This window comes from Sinorhizobium numidicum (assembly GCF_029892045.1).
GTDB lineage: Bacteria > Pseudomonadota > Alphaproteobacteria > Rhizobiales > Rhizobiaceae > Sinorhizobium > Sinorhizobium numidicum.
Window position 1 is genome coordinate 1,835,390 of the sequence record NZ_CP120368.1, and the last position, 17,797, is coordinate 1,853,186.

Here is a 17,797-nt window from a genome sequence, read left to right on the forward strand (position 1 = left end):
CGGAGAGGGATATGTGCGGGATTGTTGGCATCGTGGGTAATCAGCCCGTGTCGGAACGGCTAATCGATGCGTTGAAGCGGCTCGAATACCGGGGGTATGATTCGGCTGGCGTCGCGACGATCAACGGCGGCAAGCTGAAGCGGCGCCGAGCGGAAGGCAAGCTGGTCAACCTCGAGGTGAAGCTGAAAGAGGAACCGCTGCCCGGCACCATCGGTATCGCCCACACACGCTGGGCAACGCACGGCGCGCCGACCGAGCGTAACGCCCACCCGCATTTCACCGATGGCGTGGCCGTGGTCCACAACGGCATCATCGAGAACTTCGCGGAATTGAAGGATGAGCTTGCTACGTCGGGCGCCGAGTTCCAGACCGACACGGATACGGAGGTCATCGCGCACCTTCTTGCAAAATTCTGCCGCGACGGGATGGGGCGACGCGACGCGATGCATGCGATGCTGAGGCGCGTCACCGGCGCCTATGCGCTTGCCGTGCTGTTCGAAGATGACCCGTCCACCATCATGGCGGCGAGAAACGGACCGCCGCTGGCGATCGGCCACGGCCAGGGCGAGATGTTCCTGGGCTCGGATGCGATCGCCTTGGCGCCCTTTACCAATGAAATCACCTATCTGATCGATGGCGATTGGGCCGTCATCGGCGCGGCCGGCGTGCACATCTTCGACATCGAAGGCAATGTTGTTACGCGTCCGCGCCAGGTTTCGATGGCCGCGGCCTATATGGTCGACAAAGGCAACCATCGTCATTTCATGGAAAAGGAAATCTATGAGCAGCCTGAGGTCATCTCCCATGCGCTCGGCCATTACATCGACTTCATCGACAACCGGATAACGCCGGTGTCCGATGGCATCGATTTTGCCAACGTGCCAAGCCTTGCCGTCTCCGCCTGCGGCACTGCCTATCTCGCAGGGCTTGTCGGCAAGTACTGGTTCGAGCGCTATGCGCGTTTGCCGGTCGAGATCGACGTCGCTTCCGAGTTCCGCTATCGCGAGATTCCGCTCTCGCCGCAATCGGCCGCTCTCTTCATCTCCCAGTCGGGCGAAACCGCCGACACGCTGGCATCGCTCAGATATTGCAAGGAGCATGGCCTAAAAATCGGCGCCGTCGTCAATACCCGCGAATCGACCATCGCGCGGGAGTCGGACGCCGTCTTCCCGATCCTCGCCGGTCCGGAGATCGGCGTCGCCTCGACCAAGGCCTTTACTTGCCAACTCGCCGTGCTCGCCGCACTCGCCATCGGTGCCGGCAGGGCTCGCGGCATCGTCAGCGAGGCGGAGGAGCAGGCGCTGGTAAGAAGCCTCGTCGAAATGCCGCGAATCATGGGCCAGGTTTTGAACAGCATCCAGCCGAAAATCGAGCTCCTGTCGCGCGAACTGTCGAAATGCCGTGACGTGCTCTACCTTGGGCGCGGCACCAGTTTCCCCCTGGCGATGGAAGGTGCGCTCAAGCTCAAGGAGATTTCCTACATCCACGCCGAAGGCTACGCGGCCGGTGAATTGAAGCATGGTCCGATCGCCTTGATAGACGAGAACATGCCGGTGATCGTCATCGCGCCGCATGACCGCTTCTTTGACAAGACGGTTTCCAACATGCAGGAAGTGGCCGCCCGCGGCGGGCGGATTATCCTCATCACGGATGAAAAAGGGGCGGCCGCATCGAAACTCGACACGATGCATACAATCGTGCTGCCGAGTGTCGACGAGATCATCGCGCCGATGATCTTCTCGCTGCCGATCCAGCTTCTCGCCTATCACACGGCGGTCTTCATGGGCACGGATGTCGACCAGCCGCGCAATCTCGCGAAATCGGTCACCGTCGAATGATCATCCGGCCGGAGAGTGAGGGCGACCGCGAGGCGATCCGGCGCGTGACGGAGGCGGCTTTCGCCAGTCATCCGCACAGCGATCAGACCGAGGCGCTGATCATCGAACGCCTGCGTGCCGACGACGCTTTGACGCTGTCGCTCGTTGCGGAGGAAAATGGTGATGTGATCGGCCACATCGCCTTTTCGCCGGTGACGATCACGCCTTTTGCGGCCGGCTGGTGCGGGCTCGGCCCTCTGTCCGTGCGGCCGGATCGGCAAGGGCGCGGCGCGGGCAGCGCGCTCGTCCGCCAAGGGCTTGATATGCTGCGAGACTCCGGTGCTTCCGGTTGCGTCGTGGTCGGCGATCCGGCTTTCTACGGAAAGTTCGGCTTTCGCCGTGAACCCGCTCTTGTCTTTCCGGGTTGTGCCCCGCAATATTTCATGGTTTTGGTTTTGTCGGAAACAAAAGTTTCCGGCACGGTCGCTTATCATCCGGCCTTTGGGTCGGCTTGACGGATTGATGGCACGAGTATGACGGACGGCTCCAAACGCGGCATCATAGCGGCCCGACTGCGCAATTATTTCCTCACCGGACTAATCATCTGCGCGCCGCTGGCGATTACGGTCTGGCTGGTTCGCTCTTTCATCGAATGGGCGGACGGTTGGGTGAAGCCGTATCTGCCGAACTTCTATAACCCGGACACCTATTCTCCGGTCGCCATCCCGGGTTTCGGCCTCCTCGTCGCGATCATCGTCATCACGCTCGTCGGCTTTTTGACGGCCAATCTCGTCGGCCGCTCGATCGTCGGCTTTGGCGAGTCGCTGGTCAGCAGGACCCCACTCGTCCGCACGATCTACAAGTCGCTGAAGCAGATTTTCCAGACGGTGCTGCAGGAGCAATCCTCCTCCTTCAAGAAGGCCGGACTGATCGAATATCCCGGGCCCGGTCTTTGGTCGCTGGTCTTCATCGCGACCGATGTGAAGGGGGAGATTGCTGCCAAGTTCGACGAACGAGGCATGGATATGGTCACGGTTTTCTTGCCGCCCACGCCGATCCCGACGGCGGGGTTCCTGCTGTTCGTGCCGCGGGAGAAGATCATACCCTTGCAGATGAGCGCGGAGGACGCCGCCAAGCTCCTGATTTCCGGCGGGCTCGTGGCTCCGGATTATAAACCGCTCGTGAATGCGCCGCTGTCTATTACGCAGAAAACTGCTTAACCTCCTGAATGATTGATCGTTAGAACTCGCGAGCTCTAACCGGCACGCAGGAACCTGATCGCCTCGTCGCGGCGGTGGAGATAAAGAAGCGTTCTCAATGCTTCGCCGCGCTCCGAGATCAGCTCCGGATCGCGGTCGATGATATAGGCGGCATCCTTGCGTGCGATCTCCAGGAGATCGCCGTGCGCTTCCAGGCTGGCGATACGGAAGCCAGGTGTACCGGACTGGCGGGTACCGAGAAGTTCGCCTTCGCCACGCAATTTCAGATCTTCCTCGGCGATCACGAAGCCGTCCTCCGTCTCACGTAGAATCGAGAGGCGCGCACGGCCTGCATCGCTGAGCGGGCTCTTATAGAGAAGGATGCAGGTCGATGCATGGTCGCCGCGCCCGACGCGGCCGCGCAACTGATGCAATTGCGCCAGGCCAAAGCGCTCCGCATGCTCGATCACCATGATCGTCGCATCGGGAACGTCGACGCCGACCTCGACCACCGTCGTCGCCACGAGCAGGCGAATTTCGCCGCTCTTGAAGGCGAGCATGACGGCATCCTTCTCCGGTCCCGCCATGCGGCCATGAACGAGCCCGACCTCCTCGCCGAAGCGCTGAACGAGACTTTGGTGGCGCTCTTCGGCGGACATCGTGTCGGTCTCTTCGGATTCCTCGACCAGCGGACAGATCCAGTATGCCTTTTTGCCTTGCCGGAGCGCCGCTTCCAGCCTGTCGATGATCTCGCCGGTCCGCTCGGTCGGGATGGTCACCGTTTGTATCGGCTTTCGCCTGGCCGGCTTTTCGGTAAGCTTTGACACGTCCATGTCGCCGAAGGCCGCGAGCACGAGCGTTCGTGGGATGGGCGTCGCCGTCATTACCAGCATATGCGGAGAGATACCTTTGGCCGTCAGCCGAAGCCGTTGGTGGACGCCGAATCGGTGCTGTTCGTCGACGACGGCGAGCAGAAGCTGGTTATAGTTTACCGCGTCCTGAAACAGCGCATGCGTGCCGATCACCATCTGTGTTTCGCCGGAGGCGACGCGTTCCAGGATGGCGTCACGCTCCTTGCCTTTCGTTCTGCCCGTCAGCACATCGATTGCGATGCCGCCCGGTGCCGCCATCTTCGAAAGCGTGGCATGGTGCTGCCGCGCAAGAATTTCCGTCGGTGCCATCAGCACGGCCTGGCCGCCGGATTCGATCGCGGCGAGCATCGCCATAAAGGCGACGGCGGTCTTGCCGGACCCGACGTCGCCTTGCAGCAGCCGCAGCATACGGTCGCTGCCGGACATGTCGGAGAGGATGTCGCGGACGGCAGCCGATTGGCTAGCCGTGAGGGAAAAGGGAAGCGCGCCGATCACCGGCCCGCTCAATCTGCCGGTCGCGTGAACCGGCGTGCCGGCCACCTTGCGCAACCGCTGACGCACCAGCGAGAGCGAAAGCTGGCCCGCGAGAAACTCGTCATAGGCAAGCCGCCGGCGCGCCGGGGCCTGCGGATCGAGGTCGGCCTCGTCGCGTGGTTCATGCAGGCGGTGGAAGCTCTCTTTCGCACATTGAAAGCCCTGCTGACGAAGAAGCGTCTCCTCGATCCATTCGGGCAGGTCCGGTACCCGGGCTACGGCAGCCTCGATCGACTTGCGAAGCGTCCGCGGCGAGAGCCCGGCCGTCAGTCCGTAAACGGGTTCGACAAGCGGCAAGTTCTCCGCTTCACTGGCCCGGACCATATAGTCCGGATGCACCATCGAGGCTCGCCCGTTGAACCAATCCACCTTGCCGCTGACGATGACGGTTTCGTCGATCGGCAAGGCTTTCTCCAGCCAGTTTCCCTTGACGCGGAAGAAGGTGAGCGCCAATTCGCCGGTGTCGTCGTGCAGAAAGATACGATAGGGCACGTTCGGTCTGCCAGGCGGCGAAGGCTGGTGGCGGTCCACGCGGCCGGTAATGGTGACGATCGATCCCTGCGGTGCATAAGCGACGCCGGGCTGCTGGCGCCGGTCGATCAGCGAATAAGGGGCATGAAACAGGAGATCGATCACGCGGCAGTCTTCAATCGCCTCGCGCCCAAGCAGGCGTGCATAAAGCTCGCCGGTCTTCGGACCGATGCCGGGCAAGATGTCGAGGGGTGAAAACAGCGGGTCGAGGAGAGCGGGGCGCATAACAATGAAAATGCGATGATAATTCCGGCTTTGACAAGGCTGACAAGCTGCTTTCCAGCGTTTATAGAGCCCATGACCGGAAGCCGCTGAGCGGCAGGCGGCAGGAAGGACATTCCATGACCGGCATCACGCGCACCAGCGCCGATCTAGACCCGCGTCGGCGCAGGATCCTCTTTCGCGCCTGGCATCGCGGCATCCGAGAGATGGACCTGATACTCGGGCAGTTCGCAGAGGCGGAGCTTGCGACGTTGTCCGAGACGGAACTTGACGAGCTGGAAACGATCATGCGCGAGGAAGATAACGACCTCGTGCGCTGGATTACCGGTGAACAGACCTTACCTGAACGCTACGCAACAGAGCTCTTCGCACGCATCGCCGCTTACCGCCCCGACTTCGAACCCGTGCCGGAAACGAAATAGACGTAAACGATGATACCCGGTCTCGATTCCAAAAAGATTCTTGCCGCAACGCGCGAGGTGACGATCGGCCCGGTCCCGTCCGGAGCCGAAGCGTTGATCCTCGCCGAATTGGCGCGGGCGGGAGCTCCGGTCGCTTATCTCCTCTCGGACGGCCAGCGGGTCGCTGATTTGGAGCAAATACTGGGTTTCGTGGCGCCGGACATTCCAGTGCTTACATTGCCCGGCTGGGACTGTTTGCCCTATGACCGCGTCTCTCCGAGCGCCGACACCTCGGCGCGAAGACTATCCGCGCTGAGTGCGCTGATCGCGCATCGGGCGAAACCGCATCCGGCGATCGTGCTGGTCACCGTCAACGCGGTCCTTCAGAAGATCTCGCCGCAAGATGTGATCGAGAGTCTCTCCTTTTCGGCGCGGCCGGGCAACCAGATCCGCATGGACGATCTCGCCGCGCGGCTGGAACGAAACGGTTTCGAGCGGGTGCCGACGGTACGCGAAGTCGGCGAGTTCGCCGTGCGGGGCGGCATCCTGGATGTCTATGTCCCCGGCAGCGGTGAGCCACTCCGTCTCGATTTCTTTGGCGATACGCTGGAGACGATCCGCTCCTTCGATCCGGCAAGCCAGCGCACGACCGGGCAGATCCGCTCTCTCGATCTTAATCCGATGAGCGAGGTGTCGCTGACGCCGGAGACGATCAGCCACTTCCGCAAGCAATATCTTTCGCTCTTCGGTGCGGCGACCCGCGACGACGCTCTCTACCAGGCGGTATCGGAGGGGCGCCGCTACGCCGGCATGGAGCATTGGCTGCCGCTCTTCTATGACCGCCTCGAAACGGTCTTCGATTATCTTCAAGGCTTTCGCATCGTAACGGATCACCTGGTGCGCGAAGCGGCGTCGGAGCGCTCGAAGCTCATCCTTGACTACTACGAGGCACGTCGCGCTTCCGCCTCGCCTGCCAAATCGCAGATTTCACAAGGAACGCCCTACAAGCCGGTGCCGCCGGAACTGCTTTACTTGAGCGCCGCGGGCTTCGGTGCGGCGCTCAACGAACGCAGTGCGGTTCGCCTCTCGCCGTTCATGGAACACGAAGGTGAAGCGAGGCAGGTTGTTACCATCGAGGCTCGGCAAGGACAGCGCTGGGCGAAGGCGGCGGGCGAAGCCGAGCACGGCGGCGAACGCGAAAATGTCTTCGATCAAGCTGTAAAGCACATCGCCGAAAAGCGAAAAAAGGGCGCAAAAGTTGTCATTTCCGGCTGGACGGAGGGATCGCTCGACCGCCTTCTTCAGGTCCTCGCCGAGCATGGCCTTGGCAATGTTCGTCCGGTCGAGGCGCTCGCCGATCTGCGTTCGCTGAAGCCTGGCGAGGCGGCTTCCGCCGTGCTCAGCCTAGAGGCGGGCTTCGAAACCGGTGACCTCGTGGTGATCGGTGAGCAGGACATTCTCGGCGAGCGGATGGTGCGCAGGTCGAAACGGCGTAAGCGCGGTGCCGATTTCATCGCCGAAGTAACGGGCCTCGACGAAGGCAGCTACGTCGTTCATGCCGAACACGGCATCGGCCGTTTCGTTGGCCTGCGCACGATCGAGGCAGCCGGCGCGCCGCATGATTGCCTTGAACTCGTCTATGCCGACGATGCCAAGCTCTTCCTGCCGGTAGAAAACATCGAGCTTCTGTCGCGCTATGGCACCGAGGGCACCGACGCGATGCTCGACAAGCTCGGCGGCGTCGCGTGGCAGGCGCGCAAGGCCAAGCTCAAGAAGCGATTGCTCGACATGGCCGGCGGTCTGATCCGCATCGCCGCCGAGCGGCATACGCGACATGCACCCGTCGTGGTCGCTCATGACGGTGTCTACGACGAATTCGCCGCGCGCTTCCCCTATGATGAGACCGAGGATCAGCTGAGTTCGATCGAGGCCGTTCGCGACGATCTGGGCAGCGGGCGTCCGATGGACCGTCTGATCTGTGGCGACGTCGGCTTCGGCAAGACGGAAGTGGCGCTGCGTGCCGCCTTCATCGCCGCGATGAACGGCTTACAGGTCGCTGTTGTCGTGCCGACGACCCTCCTTGCGCGCCAGCATTTCAAGACCTTTTCCGACCGGTTTCGTGGCCTTCCGGTGCGCATTCACCAGGCTTCCCGCCTCGTGGGCTCAAAGGAACTGTCGCTGACGAAGAAGGAAGTGGCGGAAGGCAAGACGGACATCGTCGTCGGCACGCACGCGCTGCTTGGTTCATCCGTGAAATTCGCCAATCTCGGCCTTCTCATCATTGACGAAGAGCAGCATTTCGGCGTCAGGCACAAGGAACGGCTCAAGGAGTTGAAGTCCGATGTGCACGTTTTGACCCTGTCGGCGACACCGATTCCGCGTACGCTGCAACTGGCATTGACGGGCGTCCGCGAGTTGTCGCTGATCACCACGCCGCCGGTCGACCGAATGGCTGTGCGCACGTTCATTTCGCCCTTCGATGCCCTGGTGATCCGCGAGACGCTGATGCGCGAGCACTATCGCGGCGGGCAGAGCTTCTATGTCTGCCCGCGTTTGAGCGATCTTTCGGAGATTCACGATTTCTTGAAATCCGACGTACCGGAACTGAAGATCGCGGTGGCGCACGGGCAGATGCCGGCGACCGAACTCGAAGACATTATGAATGCCTTCTATGAAGGACGCTTTGATGTGCTCCTGTCGACGACGATCGTGGAGTCCGGTCTCGACGTGCCGACCGCCAACACCTTGGTCGTCCATCGCGCGGACATGTTCGGCCTTTCCCAGCTTTATCAGCTTCGCGGCCGGGTAGGGCGCTCGAAGGTGCGCGCCTTCGCGCTCTTCACGCTGCCAGTGAACAAGACGCTGACGTCAACGGCCGAGCGCCGCCTGAAAGTGCTGCAATCGCTCGACACGCTCGGCGCTGGCTTCCAGCTCGCCAGCCACGACCTCGACATCCGCGGCGCTGGCAATCTCCTCGGGGAGGAGCAGTCCGGGCACATCAAGGAAGTCGGTTTCGAACTTTATCAGCAGATGCTGGAAGAGGCCGTCGCGGAACTCAAGGGCGAGGAGGAGATCCACGACACCGGCTGGTCGCCGCAGATATCGGTCGGAACACCAGTGATGATACCTGAACATTACGTGCCCGATCTCAACCTCAGGCTCGGGCTTTACCGTCGTCTCGGCGAACTGACGGACCTTAACGAGATCGACGGTTTTGGTGCGGAACTGATCGATCGTTTCGGCCCGCTGCCGACGGAGCTCCAGCATCTCTTGAAGATCGTCTACATCAAATCGCTCTGCCGCACCGCAAATGTCGAGAAACTCGATGCCGGGCCGAAGGGTGTTGTCGTCCAGTTCCGCAATCGGGAATTCCCGAATCCCGCCGCTCTCGTTGGCCATATCGCCAAGCAGGGAACGCTCACCAAGATCCGGCCGGACCAGAGCATCTTCTTCCAGCGCGAGCTTGCGACGCCGGAAAAACGGCTGTCCGGCGCCGCCATGGTGATGACCCAGCTTGCCGCTCTGGCCAAACCAGCCTGATAACGAGCGCACCGCCCGCGTCCTACAGCGGCGCGTCTCATGAGATGCTGCATGCTTCCTTGCACCGGGTTGGATTTAAGGAAGCATGCGCCAGCAGACGGCGTCTTTCAGTGTAGATAACGGCGGATCAGTGCAGTGGGCCGGCCGCTTTCATCTGTGCGATCTCGCGCAACGCGTTCATCAGCACCTCGACTGATTGGGCGCCCATCACCGCATATTGCTGCTCGATGATGAAGCAGGGGACGCCGCTGACGCCCATTTCCTGAGCCATCTCGATTTCCTGCTGCACGGCGTCTTTGTCCGCCTCGGAAGCAAGCAGCGCCGCGATGACCGGTCGATCGAGACCGGCCCGTTCCGCAATGTCGAGGAGAACGGCGTGATCGCCGACATTTCGACCTTCCTCGAAATTCGCCTTGAAAAGCAGACCCACTACCTCGGTCTGGACCGCCTCGCCACTGGTTGCGGCCCAGCGTATCAACCGATGGGCGTCGAGCGTGTTCGGGCTAATCTTGACCGCATCGAAATTGAAGGCGATGCCGTCCTCTTGCCCGAGTCCTTCCAGCGTCCGATGCGCTCTGTCGACGGCAGCCTGGCCGCCGAGTTTTGCAGCGAGATGCTCCTTGTGATCGACGCCCTGGGGCGGCAGATCTGGGTTGAGCTGATAAGGACGCCACTGAATGATGACCTGAATGTCGCCGGCGACGCTGGCAACGGCCTGATCAAGTCGGTTTTTTCCGAGGTAGCACCACGGGCAGACAACGTCCGAGACGATATCGATATTGACGGTTTCCATAATGCCGGTGCCTTTCCTGCTCGGTAAAACAGCGAGATAGGCAGCTACGCTGCGTCTTTCAATGCGTTACCAAAAAGGAACCAGCTTATTGCGCGCGTTCATCCCACCAGCTTGGAAGATGATAGCCATAGAGCGGCACGGTGGAGGGGCGGCCGATATGCTTCCATCGTGCGACCCACTGCGCATCGAGGTGATAGAGAGGCACGACGTAGCAATTCGAGATCAGCAGCCGGTCGTGGGAGCGGACGGCGGCGGTGAAATCTTCGGTCGTGCGGGCCTGCAGGATGTTGTTTATTAGCTTGTCGACGTCCTTGTCGGCGACGCCGGCAAAGTTGGAACTGCCTGGCCTCTCGCGCGAAACTGATCCCCAGTACGATATTTGCTCGGTACCTGGTGAAAGGGATGAGGGGTAGGATTTGATAATGACGTCGTAGTCGAAGGATTGGCTGCGCTGTTGATATTGGGAGTCATCGACCGTGCGTACCCTCGCAACGATCCCGAGCGGCGCGAGAAACCGCTGATAGGCCAATGCGATCTTTTCCTGGCCGGCGTTCTGGCTCATGATCTCGAAGGCAAGCGGCGTGCCCTTGGCATCGACCATCTTGCCGTCCTTGATCGAATAGCCGGCCTCCCTGAGCAGCGTCACCGCTTCGCGAAGCACATTGCGGTCGCGGCCGGAACCATCGGTGACCGGCAGACGGTAGGTGCCATCGAGGATCGCCGGATTGATTCGCTCTCTCACATCGCCCATGAGCTCAAGCTCGCGGTCGTCGGCTGCCACCCCGAGGAAGGAAAGCGACGAATTCTGCCAATAGCTCTGCGTCCGCGTATAGGCGCCGTCGAAAAGGTTTTTGTTCACCCACTCGAAGTCGAACACGAGCGCCAGACCCTGCCGCAATTTTATGTTGTCGAACACGGGTCTGCGGGTGTTGAAGACGAAGCCGAGCATGCCGGAAGGCGTCTTCGGTTTGAAGGTCTCCTTGATCACGTCGCCGGAACGAACGGCCGGAAAATCATAGGCGCGCGCCCATTTGGTCGCACTGCCTTCCGGATAGAGGTCAATCTCGCCTTTCTTGAACGCTTCGAAGAGGGTGTTTTCCTGGAGGAAATACTCGACTGAGATCTCATCGTAGTTATCGAGACCGACCTTTGAGGGAAGATCCTTGCCCCAGTAATCCGGGTTGCGACGATAGATGATGCGCTCGCCAGGCTTGACCTCGGCAACGCGGTACGGGCCAGAGCCGAGCGGCGGCTGAAGCGTCGTCCTATCGAACGTATCGACATTGATGGCGTGCTTCGGAAGCACTGGCGAAAGCGCCACCAGCATCGGGAATTCTCGGTCGACATCATCCTTGAAGGTAAAGCGCACGCTGCGCTCGCCGACCTTTTCCATTTTGTCGACCTTCGAGAGGCGGTTGCCGAAGGGAGCACGCCCTTTGTCGCGCAGCAATTCAAATGTGAAGATGACGTCTTCGGCGGTCACCGGCTGACCGTCGGCCCAGCGTGCCTTGGGATTGAGATTGAACTGGATGAAGGTGCGATCGTCATCCCACTCGACCGTCTCGGCGAGCAGCCCATACATCGTGAAAGGCTCGTCCTGCGAGCGCTGCATAAGCGATTCATAGACGAGATTACCGAAGCCCGGGTCCCACATTCCCCTGGCCGTCGTGCGCATGCTCTTCAGGATAAAGGGGTTGAGGCTGTCGAACGTGCCGACGACGCCGTACGAGATCTTTCCGCCCTTTTTCACGTTCGGATTGACGTAAGGAAAGTTCTTGAAGTCGGCCGGAAGCGCAGGTTCGCCATGCATCGAAATGGCATGCACCGGTGCGGCCAGAGCTTGATGGCCGAACATGCTGGCTGCCAAAAGCATGACCAGGCCGGAAAGAACTGCGCGCAACTTCACCTCCCGTGGGTTTTCTACAGGCCGATTCCCGGCACGTTACCAATGCGGGCACATATTTCCAACCTTCCGGACCGCAGGAACGGCTTTCCACCGGCGTCCCGCTCCTTTCTGCAAGCATCATCAGGACGATCTTTGCCGAACTAACCGACGACCGCCGTGATCTTTGAGAAAATCAGGTGCCGATGATTGCAAAAATTGCAACGAAACACTGGATAAACGCTACGAGCCAATGTAACAGGTGTTTCCGAAAACGGGGCCATTCAATTGCCTCATTTGGCCAACAGGACAACGGCGGCTGACGATACTCACCAGCGGAACAGTTTGTTCCGTGACCGGATTTCAGGAGACGGAATCACAATGATCTTCAACTCGAACTTCACCAATCGCGCGGGAATGGCAGCGCTGGCGCTCTCTGTTGCAGCTGCCGGTGTGCCGAGCGTCGCATCCGCGCAGCAGCCGGGCGGTCGCCCGCCGCAGGGTTGGTTCAAGGTCTGCACCAAGCAGGAAGACAATGACGTCTGCATCGTCCAGAACCTGCTCACCGCCAATAATGGCCAGCTCATCACCGCCGTCGGCCTCATTAGCGTCTCGGGCAAGATCAACCGTAAGGTGGTGCAGATTTCCGTCCCGTCGGCTCGAATGATCCCGCCAGGCGTTCAGATGCAGATCGATGGCGGCAAGGGCATCAAGCTCGACTACGCAATCTGCATGCCCGATAAGTGCGTTGCCGAAGCGCCGCTTTCCGACGCCTTAATCGCCAACCTGAAGAAGGGCAACGAGGTTGTCTTCACCTCGGTCAACTTCCAGCGCGCTCCGAATCCGATCAAGATGACGCTGGAAGGCTTCACTGGTGTCTACGACGGCGAGCCGATCGAACAGTCCCAGCTCGAGGAGCGTCAGCGCCTGCTGCAGGAAGAAATGCAGAAGAAGGCGGAAGATGCCCGCAGGAAGCTGGAAGAGGCACAGAAGGCTGCCAAGCAGCAGTAATCCTTTCCGCCTTCCGGAATGAAGAACGCCCGGCCATTCGTCCGGGCGTTTTTTATTGTGACGCTTTTCAGCGACCGGCTCCGGTGTTGACAACCGCATCTGGTCTCGCAGCCTACAGCTGCGGCGCACTCACTTGAGTGCGCTGGAGCTTAATGCCGATAGGTGACCTTGGGCTTGTAGTGTCCAACGTCCGTTTTCTCGAACAGGGCGTCTACCTGCGGGTGGCGGATCGGCCTGTCGCTGTCGTCATATTCGAGGTTCTGTTCCGAGACGTAGGCGACGTATTCGCTATCGTCGTTTTCGGCGAACAGGTGATAGAAGGGCTGATCCTTCGCTGGCCGGATCTCCTGCGGAATAGCGTTCCACCATTCTTCGGTATTGGCATATTCCGGATCGACATCGAAGATGACGCCGCGAAACGGGAAGATCCGGTGGCGAACGACCTGTCCGATCTCAAATTTGGCGTTTCTTTGTTTCATGACGCAACACATCCTTTCAGACAATTATCTGGGTTGTCCCGCGCGGAACATCAATAGGGAGGCGAAGGTCGGCGGCGGACCGTTCGCGCCAGTGTTGCATTGAAAAAAGGCGGGGTTCGAACGAAACCCGCCTTTTCTTGCATCGCTACGAACGGACCGGCGTATTTGAGGGGCCGGTCCACTCGCCATCAGACGGAGTAGTACATATCGAATTCGACCGGATGCGGGGTCATTTCGAAGCGCATGACTTCCTGCATCTTCAGCTCTATGAACGAATCGATCTGGTCGTCGTCGAAGACGCCGCCGGCCGTCAGGAATTTGCGATCCCTGTCGAGGCTTTCGAGTGCTTCACGCAGGCTGCCGCAAACCGTCGGGATTTTCTTCAGTTCCTTCGGCGGCAGGTCATAGAGGTCCTTATCCATCGCCTTGCCCGGGTGAAGCTTGTTCTTGATGCCGTCAAGGCCAGCCATCAGCATGGCTGCGAAGGCGAGATAGGGATTGGCGCTGGGGTCGGGGAAGCGGACTTCGACGCGCTTCGCCTTCGGGTTGCTGCCAAATGGAATGCGGCACGAGGCGGAACGGTTGCGGGCGGAATAGGCAAGCAGGACCGGCGCTTCATAGCCCGGGACGAGACGCTTGTAGGAATTCGTCGACGGGTTCGTGAAGGCGTTCAGGGCCTTGGCATGCTTGATGATGCCGCCGATGAAGAAGAGGCAGTTTTCGGAAAGGCCGGCATATTCGTCACCGGCGAAGGTCGGCTTGCCGTCCTTCCAGATCGACAGGTGCACATGCATGCCAGAGCCGTTGTCGCCAAAGACCGGCTTCGGCATGAAGGTTGCGGTCTTGCCGTAGGCGTTCGCGACCTGGTGCACGACATACTTGTAGATCTGCATCTTGTCGGCGTTGCGGACGAGCGCGTCGAACTTGACGCCAAGCTCGTGCTGAGCTGCCGCCACTTCGTGGTGATGCTTTTCGACCGTAACACCCATCTCCGCGAGCACGGTCAGCATCTCAGAGCGCATGTCCTGGGAGCTGTCGATCGGCGGGACAGGAAAGTAGCCGCCCTTGATGCGCGGGCGGTGGCCGAGGTTGCCCGTCTCATACTCCGTGTCGTCGTTGGACGGCAGTTCGGACGAATCGACCTTGAAGCCGGTGTTGTACGGATCGGCCTTGTACTTGACGTCGTCGAAAACGAAGAACTCGGCTTCGGGACCAACGAAAACGGTGTCGCCGATGCCGGATGCCTTGAGATAGGCCTCAGCCTTCTTCGCTGTACCGCGCGGGTCGCGGTTATAGGCTTCGCCGGAAACCGGGTCGAGAATGTCGCAGAGAATGACCATGGTGGACTGCGCGAAGAACGGGTCCATATGCGCCGTTTCCGGGTCGGGCATCAGCACCATGTCGGACTCGTTGATGGCTTTCCAGCCGGAAATCGAGGAACCATCGAACATGACGCCGTCGGCGAACATGTCTTCGTCGACGCAGACGACATCCATCGTGACATGCTGCAGTTTGCCCTTCGGATCGGTAAAGCGCAGATCGACGAACTTGACGTCGTTCTCCTTGATTTGCTTCAGAACTTCACTCGCAGTCGTCATTTGTTGTAATTCCCTGTGATGACGAGGTTTGAAAAAATTGGGGCCGGGCGGCCCCTGGATCGGATGATCAGGATGATGTCGTCAGATGGCGTCTAGGCCGGTTTCGCCGGTGCGGATTCGGATGACTTCTTCCACATTGGATACGAAAATCTTTCCGTCACCAATGCGGCCCGTTTGCGCTGCATTGCGGATGGCCTCGATGACGGCCTCCGCGTTTTCGTCCGCCAGTACCACCTCGACCTTTACTTTCGGCAGAAAGTCCACGACGTATTCGGCGCCCCGATAGAGTTCCGTGTGTCCCTTTTGTCGGCCGAATCCCTTCGCTTCCGTGACGGTGATCCCTTGCAGGCCGACTTCCTGAAGAGCTTCCTTCACTTCATCAAGCTTGAAGGGCTTAATGATCGCTTCGATCTTTTTCATGAGAAAATGTCTCTCCGCTTCTCCCTTTAAAGCAGGGTCATGCCCGCTCGGCCTTCAATATGCACGTACCGTGCCAGTTTTGTAGCGAAATGACGCTCGAATGATTAAATTTCGCCGGTTTGTAGCGCCGCCGGTAGTGGATCGATACGACTCAAGATTGGCATTCTGCCTATTTTTTATGAAGTTTAATGATTGAAGTGGGTGTGGATGCGGTGATCAGTGCACTTTGGTTGCGAAAGCACGCTATTTGGGCACCAATAATATGCAAATGCACAAATATTGTTCATTATGACTTGCGGGCGCCGCGCCCTTGCCTTGCCGGCTCTGCCACGCTTAGATCGGTTGATGGGTGAAACGATCCAAGATATTCTGGTGACACCGGCGGAAATGACGGCGATCGACAGGGATGCTGCCCGTTCCGGCATCGACAGCTTCGCGCTTATGCGTTCGGCAGGAATGGCGGTGTCGGCGGCGGCGTTGCGGCTCTTTCCTGCGGCGCTTCGCTTCGTTGCTCTATGCGGCCCGGGCAATAACGGCGGCGACGGCTATGTAGCGGCTGGCGCCCTGGCGGACAGCGGCGCGAACGTCACCGTTTTTGCGCTCGGCGACCCAAAAGCGTTGAAGGGTGATGCCGCGCGGGCGCACCGCGCGTGCTCGCTGGCTGCATCGCCTGCCGAAACCTATGAGCCGCAGCCAGGCGACGTCGTCATCGACGCGTTATTCGGCGCGGGGCTCGCCCGCGATCTGCCCGAACAGGTGAAGGAGATCGTCGAGCGCGTGACTGGGAACGGGACCCCGGTGCTCGCCGTCGATCTGCCCTCGGGCATCGACGGGCATACCGGCGGTGTGCGCGGCTCAAGCTTCATCGCCGCGCACACCGTCACTTTCATGGCGCTGAAGCCCGGGCATCTCCTGATGCCGGGGCGAGCCCGCAGCGGCACCGTCGAAATATTCGATATCGGCATTCCGGCGCGGCTGGTCGCTGCGCGAGCCGGGAACTTGCGGCTCAATACGCCAAGAAGCTGGGCGCACTATGTCAGTGCACTCGATCCGGCCACGCACAAATACAAACGGGGTCACCTCGGCGTGCTTTCGGGCGGGGAGCTCTCGACCGGCGCTGCGCGTCTGTCGGCTGCAGCCGGTCTCAGGGCCGGCGCTGGCCTCGTGACGCTTGCCTCGCCGTCAAAAGCGCTCGCTGTCAACGCGTCGCACCTCACCGCCGTGATGCTCAAGGAAATAAAGGATGCCGGCGATCTCTCCGGATGGCTGCAGGACAAGCGGTTGAACGCATTCGTGCTTGGCCCCGGCTTCGGCATCGGCAAGAAGGCGAGGGACTTTGCCCTGATGCTTTGCGACCGGGCACTCGTCCTTGATGCCGATGGGATGAGCTCCTTTCGAGAGGGGAGAGCCGAGCTCTTCGAAAAAATAGCAAGCAGCGGCGGGGAGGTGGTCATGACACCGCACGAGGGCGAGTTCGCGCGCCTCTTTCCCGAGATCGCCGCGGACGCTGCTTTGTCGAAAATAGAAAAGGCGCAAGCCGCCGCCAGACTGAGCCATGCGGTGATCGTCTATAAAGGCCCGGACACGGTTGTCGCAGCGCCCCGCGGCCGCTGCGTCGTCAACACGAACGCCCCGCCCTGGCTTGCCACGGCAGGCTCCGGCGACGTGCTGGCCGGCATCATAGGCGCCCATCTGGCGCAGGGATTTCCGGCCTTCGAAGCGGCGGCCGCTGCGGTCTGGCGCCACGGCGAGGCCGGAACCGAGGCCGGCCGCGGCATGACGGCCGAGACGCTGGTAGAAAACATACCGCCGCTTGCATGATGGCGGCCGCGCGTCCTCTGGGCGTTATGGACGGCGTTAAACGCGCGTACCTTTGGCGATCGGCTCCTGATAGGTGAAGCCCATGTCCCAGGGGAAATAAATCCAGGTGTCCTGGCTGACTTCGGTGACGAACGTATCGACCAGCGGGCGACCTTTGGGCTTTGCGTAAACGGCAGCGAAATGCGCCCTGGGCAACATCGCACGGACCTCGGCTGCGGTCTTCCCGGTGTCGGTCAGATCGTCGACGATCAGCACGCCTTCGCCGCCGTTCTCGGCGATCTCCGGAGCGATGCCCTTGAGCACCTTCATCTGACCCTGCGTGTCGTAGTCGTGATAGGAGGCGACACACACGGTTTCGATCATGCGGATGTTGAGTTCTCGGCTGATAATTGCCGCGGGCACGAGACCGCCGCGGGTGATGCAGACCATCGCCCGCCATTCCTGTCCGTTATCGGCCAGCCGCCAGGCGAGCGCGCGGGCATCGCGGTGGAACTGATCCCAGGATACGGGAAAGGCTTTATCTGGAAGGGACATAGGCGGCTCCGGCTTTTCGTCGAACACAGGCGGCGAAGCGCCGCGGCGAACTACTATTGGCCGGAAGCGCTCCACCAGATTTTTTTAAATGCAATACCGGCAATGAAGGCCGAAGCGCAAGGGCCGACAGGATCTTCGCAAAT

14 protein-coding genes are annotated in these 17,797 nt (G+C 60.4%); 7 read left to right on the forward strand and 7 right to left on the reverse strand.

Features of this window, described 5'->3' with window-relative positions:
• Positions 1 to 11: 11 nt before the first annotated feature.
• From glmS to PYH37_RS20035, 3 genes are read left to right on the forward strand one after another with little or no spacing between them, the layout of a single operon-like run.
• Positions 12 to 1,838, forward strand: a complete 1,827-nt coding sequence (glmS, locus tag PYH37_RS20025) for a glutamine--fructose-6-phosphate transaminase (isomerizing) (protein WP_280733160.1) — start codon at positions 12 to 14, stop codon at positions 1,836 to 1,838.
• On the forward strand, positions 1,835 to 2,332 hold the full coding sequence (locus PYH37_RS20030) for a GNAT family N-acetyltransferase (protein WP_280733161.1): 498 nt from the start codon (positions 1,835 to 1,837) through the stop codon (positions 2,330 to 2,332). The genes glmS and PYH37_RS20030 overlap by 4 nt, the downstream gene beginning before the upstream one ends.
• Positions 2,333 to 2,350: 18 nt before the next feature.
• On the forward strand, positions 2,351 to 3,037 hold the full coding sequence (locus PYH37_RS20035) for a DUF502 domain-containing protein (RefSeq protein ID WP_280733162.1): 687 nt from the start codon (positions 2,351 to 2,353) through the stop codon (positions 3,035 to 3,037).
• Between the two features lie 35 nt (positions 3,038 to 3,072).
• Here the strand turns inward: PYH37_RS20035 and recG are convergent, their stop codons facing one another.
• The gene (gene recG / locus PYH37_RS20040; RefSeq protein WP_280733163.1) at positions 3,073 to 5,178 is read right to left on the reverse strand and encodes an ATP-dependent DNA helicase RecG; all 2,106 of its coding nucleotides are present in this window, start codon (positions 5,176 to 5,178) and stop codon (positions 3,073 to 3,075) included.
• Positions 5,179 to 5,294: 116 nt separating this feature from the next.
• On the opposite strand from recG, the gene PYH37_RS20045 reads away from it, so the two are divergent.
• On the forward strand, positions 5,295 to 5,597 hold the full coding sequence (locus tag PYH37_RS20045; RefSeq protein WP_280733164.1) for an FAD assembly factor SdhE: 303 nt from the start codon (positions 5,295 to 5,297) through the stop codon (positions 5,595 to 5,597).
• 9 nt (positions 5,598 to 5,606) lie between these two features.
• Positions 5,607 to 9,116, forward strand: a complete 3,510-nt coding sequence (gene mfd, locus PYH37_RS20050) for a transcription-repair coupling factor (RefSeq protein ID WP_280733165.1) — start codon at positions 5,607 to 5,609, stop codon at positions 9,114 to 9,116.
• A gap of 127 nt (positions 9,117 to 9,243) precedes the next feature.
• Here the strand turns inward: mfd and PYH37_RS20055 are convergent, their stop codons facing one another.
• Both PYH37_RS20055 and PYH37_RS20060 read right to left on the reverse strand, forming a co-directional pair.
• Positions 9,244 to 9,909, reverse strand: a complete 666-nt coding sequence (locus PYH37_RS20055; protein ID WP_280733166.1) for a DsbA family oxidoreductase — start codon at positions 9,907 to 9,909, stop codon at positions 9,244 to 9,246.
• 85 nt (positions 9,910 to 9,994) lie between these two features.
• The gene (locus PYH37_RS20060) at positions 9,995 to 11,782 is read right to left on the reverse strand and encodes an extracellular solute-binding protein (RefSeq protein WP_425336159.1); all 1,788 of its coding nucleotides are present in this window, start codon (positions 11,780 to 11,782) and stop codon (positions 9,995 to 9,997) included.
• A 390-nt stretch (positions 11,783 to 12,172) separates the two neighbouring features.
• On the opposite strand from PYH37_RS20060, the gene PYH37_RS20065 reads away from it, so the two are divergent.
• Positions 12,173 to 12,802: an invasion associated locus B family protein gene (locus tag PYH37_RS20065; RefSeq protein ID WP_280733168.1), complete on the forward strand. Its 630-nt coding sequence runs from the start codon at positions 12,173 to 12,175 to the stop codon at positions 12,800 to 12,802.
• 149 nt (positions 12,803 to 12,951) lie between these two features.
• Here PYH37_RS20065 and hspQ read toward each other — a convergent pair whose 3' ends face one another.
• From hspQ to PYH37_RS20080, 3 genes are all read right to left on the reverse strand, one after another.
• Positions 12,952 to 13,281 (reverse strand): heat shock protein HspQ, encoded by a 330-nt coding sequence (gene hspQ, locus PYH37_RS20070; protein ID WP_280733169.1) that lies wholly within the window; start codon positions 13,279 to 13,281, stop codon positions 12,952 to 12,954.
• Positions 13,282 to 13,469: 188 nt separating this feature from the next.
• Complete coding sequence (gene glnA / locus PYH37_RS20075; protein WP_280733170.1) at positions 13,470 to 14,879, reverse strand: type I glutamate--ammonia ligase; 1,410 nt, start codon at positions 14,877 to 14,879, stop codon at positions 13,470 to 13,472.
• A gap of 81 nt (positions 14,880 to 14,960) precedes the next feature.
• The gene (locus PYH37_RS20080; protein ID WP_003528058.1) at positions 14,961 to 15,299 is read right to left on the reverse strand and encodes a P-II family nitrogen regulator; all 339 of its coding nucleotides are present in this window, start codon (positions 15,297 to 15,299) and stop codon (positions 14,961 to 14,963) included.
• Positions 15,300 to 15,644: 345 nt separating this feature from the next.
• Between PYH37_RS20080 and PYH37_RS20085 the strand changes: the two genes are divergently transcribed.
• Positions 15,645 to 17,120, forward strand: coding sequence for an NAD(P)H-hydrate dehydratase (locus PYH37_RS20085; RefSeq protein WP_280733171.1), 1,476 nt, complete (start codon positions 15,645 to 15,647; stop codon positions 17,118 to 17,120).
• A 36-nt stretch (positions 17,121 to 17,156) separates the two neighbouring features.
• Here PYH37_RS20085 and gpt read toward each other — a convergent pair whose 3' ends face one another.
• Complete coding sequence (gene gpt / locus PYH37_RS20090; protein ID WP_280733172.1) at positions 17,157 to 17,654, reverse strand: xanthine phosphoribosyltransferase; 498 nt, start codon at positions 17,652 to 17,654, stop codon at positions 17,157 to 17,159.
• Positions 17,655 to 17,797 lie beyond the last annotated feature (143 nt).

Excerpts from the sequence above, each read along its gene's own strand:
- hspQ (WP_280733169.1), bottom strand. The coding sequence starts at position 13,281 with ATGAAACAAAGAAACGCCAAATTTGAGATCGGACAGGTCGTTCGCCAC.
- PYH37_RS20055 (WP_280733166.1), bottom strand. The coding sequence starts at position 9,909 with ATGGAAACCGTCAATATCGATATCGTCTCGGACGTTGTCTGCCCGTGG.
- glnA (WP_280733170.1), bottom strand. The coding sequence starts at position 14,879 with ATGACGACTGCGAGTGAAGTTCTGAAGCAAATCAAGGAGAACGACGTC.
- PYH37_RS20035 (WP_280733162.1), top strand. The coding sequence starts at position 2,351 with ATGACGGACGGCTCCAAACGCGGCATCATAGCGGCCCGACTGCGCAAT.
- glmS (WP_280733160.1), top strand. The coding sequence starts at position 12 with ATGTGCGGGATTGTTGGCATCGTGGGTAATCAGCCCGTGTCGGAACGG.
- recG (WP_280733163.1), bottom strand. The coding sequence starts at position 5,178 with ATGCGCCCCGCTCTCCTCGACCCGCTGTTTTCACCCCTCGACATCTTG.
- PYH37_RS20045 (WP_280733164.1), top strand. The coding sequence starts at position 5,295 with ATGACCGGCATCACGCGCACCAGCGCCGATCTAGACCCGCGTCGGCGC.
- PYH37_RS20085 (WP_280733171.1), top strand. The coding sequence starts at position 15,645 with ATGGGTGAAACGATCCAAGATATTCTGGTGACACCGGCGGAAATGACG.
- PYH37_RS20060 (WP_425336159.1), bottom strand. The coding sequence starts at position 11,782 with ATGCTTTTGGCAGCCAGCATGTTCGGCCATCAAGCTCTGGCCGCACCG.
- mfd (WP_280733165.1), top strand. The coding sequence starts at position 5,607 with ATGATACCCGGTCTCGATTCCAAAAAGATTCTTGCCGCAACGCGCGAG.
- PYH37_RS20030 (WP_280733161.1), top strand. The coding sequence starts at position 1,835 with ATGATCATCCGGCCGGAGAGTGAGGGCGACCGCGAGGCGATCCGGCGC.
- PYH37_RS20080 (WP_003528058.1), bottom strand. The coding sequence starts at position 15,299 with ATGAAAAAGATCGAAGCGATCATTAAGCCCTTCAAGCTTGATGAAGTG.
- gpt (WP_280733172.1), bottom strand. The coding sequence starts at position 17,654 with ATGTCCCTTCCAGATAAAGCCTTTCCCGTATCCTGGGATCAGTTCCAC.
- PYH37_RS20065 (WP_280733168.1), top strand. The coding sequence starts at position 12,173 with ATGATCTTCAACTCGAACTTCACCAATCGCGCGGGAATGGCAGCGCTG.